Source organism: Streptococcus sp. GMD1S (assembly GCF_000296875.1).
Lineage (GTDB): Bacteria > Bacillota > Bacilli > Lactobacillales > Streptococcaceae > Streptococcus.
Genome location: NZ_AJQY01000076.1, coordinates 1 through 3,689, shown reverse-complemented (window position 1 = coordinate 3,689; position 3,689 = coordinate 1). Strand labels below are relative to the sequence as shown.

Here is a 3,689-nt window from a genome sequence, read left to right as displayed (position 1 = left end):
TTGCTTGATTAAACGCGTATCAAAAATAGCTAAACCGAATCCTAGTCCAACAATCGATGTCATAAGAGGGGAAATCAACATGGCTCCAATAATGACAGCTGTTGAATTCATATTTAGACCTATAGAGGCAATAAAAATCGCACACATCAAAATCACTATATCTCTTAATCGAACATGAAGATCATCATATAATTTCTCACGGTATTCACGTGTTGAATAATTTCCGGTCATTGGTTACTCCTTTTATTTCATATAATCTTGTTTCTGCTTGGATGATGGCAGAGAGACTTCTTTTCAATCTTACATATTTTTAATTCTCACCTGTTATTTTTTTGAAAATTATCTTTTAAGCATCCGTCAGTCTATCCTTAACATTATATCAAAAATTTTACAGTCTTTCTCTGAAGAAATATATCAATTGAACAGATAGAGAAGGAAGAAACTTTTGTTTCCTTATACGAAAAAGAAAAAAAATGGTATCTCCTCTGAAAGAAGATGCCGTTTTAATCTTTAAACAAGATTGGTGTGTTCGACAATCCATTGCTTCATTTTTATTTTCAATCAGAAGCCATAGATCCCAAACGTGATGATGGTTAGAAGAAACCCCTTGATCCAGTTGCCGAACAGTTGTGCTCCAGTCCCGTCAAAGTATAGACGTTGCTCATCCACTACCGTGTGTTTGGTTTTCAATTTTGCATCATGCAAACCGCCCAAGATGTTGCGATCCCCAAGGTAAGCCTGAAAATTATGGCTACTAAGATAGAGTATCCAATATAATCTAGGATTCCTCCGTCAAAATAACTTTCTTTCATTTTTGCCTCTTTTATTTTTTGACTATATTCTAGTCGTTTCCTAGTGTAACATTTTTTACATCTGGACAATCTTACGGTAACTTCTAGACATTATCATGAAAATAGAGATATAGACTAGAACAAAAATTCCACAGATGGATAAGGTCATCATCAACTATGCTCACTCAATCATCAGATTCCTATTGGAAAACTTGATGCGTACTGTTGTTCCTTTTCCAACCTCAGACTCGATGCGAATCTGGTGGCCCAGTTCTTCAGAAATTTTCTTAGATAAGTAAAGACCAAGGCCAGATGACTGCTGAGTCAAACGACCATTGTAGCCTGAAAACCCACGTTCAAAGACTCGGAGAACATCACTGTTTTTAATCCCGATTCCCGTATCCTTGATACAGAGCTCCTGACCTTCCATATAGATCTCTAACCCACCTTCCTTGGTGTACTTGAGACTGTTTGAGAGGATTTGTTCAATGACGATCAACAGCCACTTCTTATCGGTCACGATGATTTTGTCAAGGTCATGGAGATTGAGCGTCAGTCCTTTTTGGATAAAGAAAAGGGCATACTTGCGAACCACTTCCTTCACCAAATCCTCCACTTGAACCTTTTCAAATACCAAGTCATCGTGGAAACTTTCCAAACGAAGGTACTGCAACACTAGATTGGTATAGGAGTCAATCTTAAAGATTTCCTGTTCCAGTTGCTGCTTGACCTCACGATCAGAGACTTCTGCTACTAAAAGTCGACTCGCTGCAATGGGTGTCTTGATCTGGTGAACCCATAAGGTGTAGTAATCAAGCAAATCCGTCAGCTTGCTCTGCGCTTCCGACTTCTTTTGATACAATTCAGACTCACGCTCTTCGAGTTTTTCTGCTAGCGCACATTCCAGAGGAGACTTTGGGTCTCTCTCAGCATAGAGTACTTCCTGTCTGTAAACCTGAGCCTCTGCAAACATATCCCAAGCCAAAAATAGGAAGGTCAAAAAACTACTGAGCAGAAAGAAATAAAGAAAATAAGTTCCTAGACTAGCAAACAGAAACTGAAAGAGTAGGACAAGAAAACCCAACGAAATAATATAGACAAAGATGCGACTACGTGAACGCAGATAGGCTAGAAAAAATGGTTTCCAATCAAGCATGTTTCAGTCCGTATCCTATCCCTTTCTTAGTTTCGATAAACCCTGCTAAACCTTGCTCCTCCAACTTTTTACGCAAGCGAGCAACGTTGACAGACAAGGTATTGTCATCGATGAAAAAGTCGCTATTCCAGAGTTCCCGCATCAGGTCATCACGCGCCACGATATTGCCAGCATGTTCAAACAAGACCCGCAAAATTTGAAATTCATTCTTGGTCAAACTCAATACTTCCCCCTGATAGTGCAGGTCCATAGACTTGGTATTGAGAATCACACCTGCATACTCTAGCAAACTTTCATCCCGCCCAAACTCATAGGAACGGCGCAACAAGCCCTGAACCTTGGCAAGGAGGACCTGCTGGTCAAAAGGCTTAGTTACAAAGTCATCCGCTCCCATATTAATCGCCATGACAATATCCATAGCCTGATCTCTCGAAGACAGAAACATGATGGGTACCTTAGAAATCTTGCGAATCTCCTGACACCAGTGGTAACCATTAAAAAGAGGCAGGCCAATATCCATGAGGACCAAATGAGGCTCCGACTGGACAAATAAACTCAGCACTTCCATAAAGTTTTCTACCAAAACGACCTCAAAGCCCCACTCAGAGAGCAGTTTTCCCACTTGTTGCCGAATGACTTGGTCATCTTCTACTAGTAAAATCTTGTGCATGCGCTCCTCCTTTACTCTTGTTCAAAATATCAAAAGCCTTAATAAAAAATCTATGAATTAGTAACTCAACTATTTGGCTATTTATCTTTCAAATCCAGATTCGGAAACAAAAGCTAAATAGAGAATCATCCCATTGATATCATACCTTATTTTTAACTATAGTTCCAGCCTTATCCTATATTTTCCTTTCTGTGCTCATTTAGTTAGCGTTTCTTTAACTTATTTAATAGATCTAGCCTTCTTATTGACAAGCTAGACATGATTTGTTAGAATATGAATGAACGAACAAATTTATTCATTCATAAAGCAAAGGAGTTAAATCATATTGGACAAAAAACAAGCTCTAAAAACAGCAGCTTATGACGTTTTTTCGAAAAAAGGTTACAAGGCAACAGGAATTTCAGAAATTGCTAGGCAAGCTGGTGTTGCAGTTGGTTCTTTTTATAACTATTACGAGAGTAAAGAAGCCATTTTTCTAGACATCTATATAGATGAAAACAACCGTGTTCGTCAAGCTATGATCGAAGAATTGGATTGGGAAATTGATATGATTGACCTCATTGGTCAACTATTTGCTCAGTCCAGAACTCTCGTTTCTTCCAATAAAATCCTTTCAGAATGGTACAATCCTGCCATAGCCGATGAGTTGCATAGCTACTATTCCTCAGAAGAAGGCAAAGTCGCAAATCCTTTTCATCAGTTTCTAGTTAAAACTTTTACAAATCGTATGCAGGATGAAGGGTACTCGCCAGAAAAGATTCAAGAGATTTTACAGGTTTATAATCTGTTTTACTATATGGATATGCACATCACGGAAAAAGATTTTCCAGATATTGGCAAAACTGTTGAAATACTTGCAACCAACTTCATTAAAGGAGTTCTAAAATAAAGAATGGATTTCTTTATTTTTTGAAAAGATATGAATGAATTATTTTATAGTTCATTCATAAAATTAAGAACAGGAGTCATAAAAAATGAAAAGAGGTAAAAAAATGTTTATTATCATTCTATCAACACTTGGATTACTAGCCCTTATAACTTGGAGTGCCATCGCCTATCTTGGACGAAGCCA

At 38.0% G+C, this 3,689-nt stretch carries 4 protein-coding genes and 2 pseudogenes; 2 read left to right on the top strand and 4 right to left on the bottom strand.

Translation table 11 applies throughout. The features are described from left to right. From GMD1S_RS06895 to GMD1S_RS06885, 4 genes and pseudogenes are all read right to left on the bottom strand, one after another. The coding region (locus GMD1S_RS06895) for a DUF389 domain-containing protein (protein ID WP_000147500.1) at nt 1–231 on the bottom strand (231 nt) is incomplete at its 3' end. A 330-nt stretch (nt 232–561) separates the two neighbouring features. After that, a pseudogene (locus GMD1S_RS12130) lies at nt 562–812 on the bottom strand (hypothetical protein). Between the two features lie 160 nt (nt 813–972). Continuing rightward, a complete protein-coding gene (locus GMD1S_RS06890) occupies nt 973–1,947 on the bottom strand; it encodes a sensor histidine kinase (RefSeq protein ID WP_000887940.1) in 975 nt (324 codons plus the stop codon). Beyond that, complete coding sequence (locus GMD1S_RS06885; protein ID WP_000548987.1) at nt 1,940–2,617, bottom strand: response regulator transcription factor; 678 nt, start codon at nt 2,615–2,617, stop codon at nt 1,940–1,942. Before GMD1S_RS06885 ends, GMD1S_RS06890 begins: the two co-directional genes overlap by 8 nt. Before the next feature lie 319 nt (nt 2,618–2,936). Between GMD1S_RS06885 and GMD1S_RS06880 the strand changes: the two genes are divergently transcribed. Then, entirely contained in the window at nt 2,937–3,506 is a 570-nt protein-coding gene (locus GMD1S_RS06880) for a TetR/AcrR family transcriptional regulator (RefSeq protein ID WP_033587322.1), read from the top strand. Nucleotides 3,507–3,591: 85 nt separating this feature from the next. Further along, a pseudogene (locus tag GMD1S_RS12570) lies at nt 3,592–3,689 on the top strand (ferredoxin reductase); the annotation flags it as partial.

Excerpts from the sequence above, each read along its gene's own strand:
- GMD1S_RS06890 (WP_000887940.1), bottom strand. The coding sequence starts at position 1,947 with ATGCTTGATTGGAAACCATTTTTTCTAGCCTATCTGCGTTCACGTAGT.
- GMD1S_RS06885 (WP_000548987.1), bottom strand. The coding sequence starts at position 2,617 with ATGCACAAGATTTTACTAGTAGAAGATGACCAAGTCATTCGGCAACAA.